Source organism: Micromonospora endophytica (genome assembly GCF_003236305.1).
GTDB lineage: Bacteria > Actinomycetota > Actinomycetes > Mycobacteriales > Micromonosporaceae > Micromonospora > Micromonospora endophytica.
On record NZ_POTX01000392.1, the window covers coordinates 1 to 3487 of the forward strand.

The following is a 3487-nucleotide window of genomic DNA, read 5'->3' on the forward strand; positions in this document are numbered from 1 at the left end:
CGCCCACCCGGCGCCATGATCAAGGTCGCGCGTCGCCAGCCTGCGTAGACTTCCCGCCATGACGGCGACAGCGACGTCGGCCCGGTCGGACCTTTCCGAGCTGGGACGATCCGAGACCGCTCTGCGGACCTTCCTGCACGGCCTACCGGGCGTGGACCAGGTCGGCGCGGAGCAGCGGGCAGCCCAACTCGGCACCCGCTCCATCAAGACCACCGCCAAGGCACAGGCGATCGACCTCGCGATCCGAATGGTCGACCTCACCACGCTGGAAGGCGCGGACACCCCCGGCAAGGTACGCGCGCTCGCCGCCAAGGCGCTGCGCCCCGACCCGGCCGACCCGTCCTGCCCGCACGTCGGCGCGGTCTGCGTCTACCCCGCGATGGTCCCGTACGTGGCCGAGGTGCTGCGCGGGTCTGCCGTGCATCTGGCCAGCGTGGCGACCTCGTTCCCGTCCGGTCAGGCGCCGCTTGCGATCAAGCTCGCCGACACCCGGGCCGCCGTCGAGGCGGGCGCCGACGAGGTCGACATGGTGATCAACCGGGGCGCGTTCCTGGCCGGCCGCTACCGCGAGGTGTACGACGAGATCGTCGCCACCAAGCAAGCCTGTGGGGACGCGCACCTCAAGGTGATCCTGGAGACAGGTGAGCTGGCCACGTACGACAACGTGCGGCGTGCCTCCTGGCTGGCCATGCTTGCCGGCGGCGACTTCATCAAGACCTCCACCGGCAAGGTCCCGGTCGCGGCCACCCTGCCGGTGACCCTGGTGATGTTGGAGGCGGTGCGTGACTTCCGGGTCGCCACCGGCCGGCAGGTCGGCGTGAAGCCGGCCGGCGGCATCAAGACCACCAAGGACGCCATCAAGTACCTGGTCATGGTCAACGAGACCGTCGGGCCGGACTGGCTGGACCCGGACTGGTTCCGCTTCGGCGCCTCCAGCCTCCTCAACGACCTGCTGATGCAGCGCACCAAGCTGACGACCGGCGTCTACGCCGGCCCCGACTACTTCACCCTGGACTGAACGCGATGTTCGAATACGCACCCGCCCCCGAGTCGCGCTCGGTGGTGGACATCAAACCGTCCTACGGCCTGTTCATCGACGGCGCCTTCGTCGACCCGGCCGACGGCGGCAGCTTCAAGTCGATCAATCCCTCCTCCGAGGAGGTGCTCGCCGAGGTCGCCGAGGGCGGCAGTCAGGACGTGGACCGCGCGGTCCGCGCCGCGCGGAAGGCGTACGACAAGGTCTGGGGTCCGATGCCGGGCCGGGACCGGGCGAAGTACCTGTACCGGATCGCGCGGATCATCCAGGAACGCTCCCGCGAGCTGGCCGTGCTGGAGTCGCTGGACAACGGCAAACCGATCAAGGAGTCGCGCGACGTCGACCTGCCGCTGGTCGCCGCGCACTTCTTCTACTACGCCGGCTGGGCCGACAAGCTGGAGCACGCCGGGTTCGGCCGGAGGCCGACGAGCCAGCACAGCGGTGCGGATCCTCAGCCTCTCGGGGTGGCCGCGCAGGTCATCCCGTGGAACTTCCCGCTGCTGATGCTGGCCTGGAAGATCGCCCCGGCGCTGGCTGCCGGCAACACGGTGGTGCTGAAGCCGGCCGAGACCACCCCGCTCACCGCGCTGCTCTTCGCCGAGATCTGCCAGCAGGCCGACCTGCCGGCCGGTGTGGTCAACATCGTCACCGGGGCCGGGGAGACCGGCCGGGCCCTGGTCGAACACGACGGCGTGGACAAGGTGGCCTTCACCGGCTCCACCGACGTGGGCCGGGCCATCGCCCGCGCGGTCGCCGGCACCCGCAAGAAGCTCACCCTGGAACTCGGCGGCAAGGCCGCCAACATCGTCTTCGACGACGCCCCGGTCGACCAGGCGGTCGAGGGCATCGTCAACGGCATCTTCTTCAACCAGGGGCACGTCTGCTGCGCCGGCTCCCGGCTGCTGGTCCAGGAGTCCGTCGCCGAGACGGTGCTGGAGTCGCTCAAGCGCCGGATGGCCCAGCTCCGGGTCGGCGACCCGCTGGACAAGAACACCGACATCGGTGCCATCAACTCCGCCGCCCAGCTCGCCCGGATCCACGAACTGACCGAGGCCGGCGCCGCCGAGGGGGCGCAGCGCTGGTCGCCGCCGTGCGAGCTGCCCGAGCGTGGCTTCTGGTTCGCCCCGACCATCTTCACCGGGGTCACCCAGGCGCACCGGATCGCCCGCGAGGAGATCTTCGGCCCGGTGCTGTCCGTGCTGACCTTCCGCACCCCGGCCGAGGCCGTGGAGAAGGCCAACAACACGCCGTACGGGCTCTCCGCCGGGATCTGGACCGAGAAGGGTTCCCGGATCCTCTGGGTGGCCGACCGGCTGCGTGCCGGAGTGGTCTGGGCCAACACGTTCAACAAGTTCGACCCGACGTCGCCGTTCGGCGGCTACAAGGAGTCGGGCTACGGTCGCGAGGGCGGCCGGCACGGGCTGGAGGCGTACCTCAATGTCTGAGCGGGTCACGGTACGCAAGACGTACAAGCTCTTCATCGGCGGGAAGTTCCCGCGTAGCGAGTCGGGACGGTCGTATCTCGTGCAGGACTCCAACGTGTCGCTGGCCTCCCGCAAGGACGCGCGGGACGCGGTGGTGGCCGCCCGCGCCGCCGGCAAGGGCTGGGCCGGGGCGACCGCGTACAACAGGGGTCAGATCCTCTACCGGGTGGCCGAGATGCTTGAGGGCCGCCGCGAGCAGTTCGTCGCGCTGGGCGTGCCCGGCGACGAGATCGACGCCGCCACGGACCGCTGGGTCTGGTACGCGGGCTGGGCCGACAAGCTGCCGCAGGTCTACGGCGGCGCCAACCCGGTCGCCGGGCCGTACTTCAACCTCTCCGCGCCGGAGCCGACCGGCGTGGTGGCGGTGGTGGCTCCGGCGGAACCCGCGCTGCTCGGCCTGGTCAGTGTGATCGCCCCGGCCATCGTCACCGGCAACACCGTGGTGGTGGCCGCCTCACCGGCCGCGCCGCTGGCCGCGGTGACCCTGGCCGAGGTGCTGGCCACCTCCGACCTGCCGGGCGGGGTGGTCAACATCCTCACCGGCCGGCTGGCGGAGACGGTGCCGACGTTGGCCGCGCACATGGACGTCAACGCCATCGACCTGACCGGGGTGACCGATCCTGAGCTGGCTGCCGACCTGGAGGTCAAGGCGGCGGAGAACCTCAAGCGGGTGCTCCGGCCGGTGCCTGCCGACCACGACTGGTACGCCGATCCGGGACTGGGCCGGATGACGACCCTGCTGGAGACCAAGACGGTGTGGCACCCGAAGGGGGTGTGAGCCGGTTCGCGCCGTGCGGGTTTTCCGGGGGAGCCCACCCGCTCCGGGCGGTCAGGCTTGATCCCTGCGCGGGCGGGCTCCCCCGGAAAACCTGACGCGGGCGCGGTCCGTGCTTCGGTTGCGGCTTCAAGATCCGGGCAACTTCTCGGATGTTGCTGGCTCAGGTGGGGTGGGAGGCCGCACTATCCC

3 protein-coding genes are annotated in these 3487 nt (G+C 70.7%); all 3 read left to right on the top strand.

Translation table 11 applies throughout. From position 1 onward, the window contains the following. Positions 1 to 58: 58 nt before the first annotated feature. The 3 genes from deoC to C1I93_RS29575 are packed head-to-tail and all read left to right on the top strand — an operon-like array spanning position 59 to position 3298. A complete protein-coding gene (deoC, locus tag C1I93_RS29565; RefSeq protein ID WP_111246539.1) occupies positions 59 to 1018 on the top strand; it encodes a deoxyribose-phosphate aldolase in 960 nt (319 codons plus the stop codon). A 5-nt stretch (positions 1019 to 1023) separates the two neighbouring features. Next, on the top strand, positions 1024 to 2481 hold the full coding sequence (locus C1I93_RS29570; RefSeq protein WP_111246540.1) for an aldehyde dehydrogenase family protein: 1458 nt from the start codon (positions 1024 to 1026) through the stop codon (positions 2479 to 2481). Continuing rightward, complete coding sequence (locus C1I93_RS29575) at positions 2474 to 3298, top strand: aldehyde dehydrogenase family protein (protein ID WP_111246541.1); 825 nt, start codon at positions 2474 to 2476, stop codon at positions 3296 to 3298. Before C1I93_RS29570 ends, C1I93_RS29575 begins: the two co-directional genes overlap by 8 nt. The last annotated feature ends 189 nt before the right edge of the window (positions 3299 to 3487 follow it).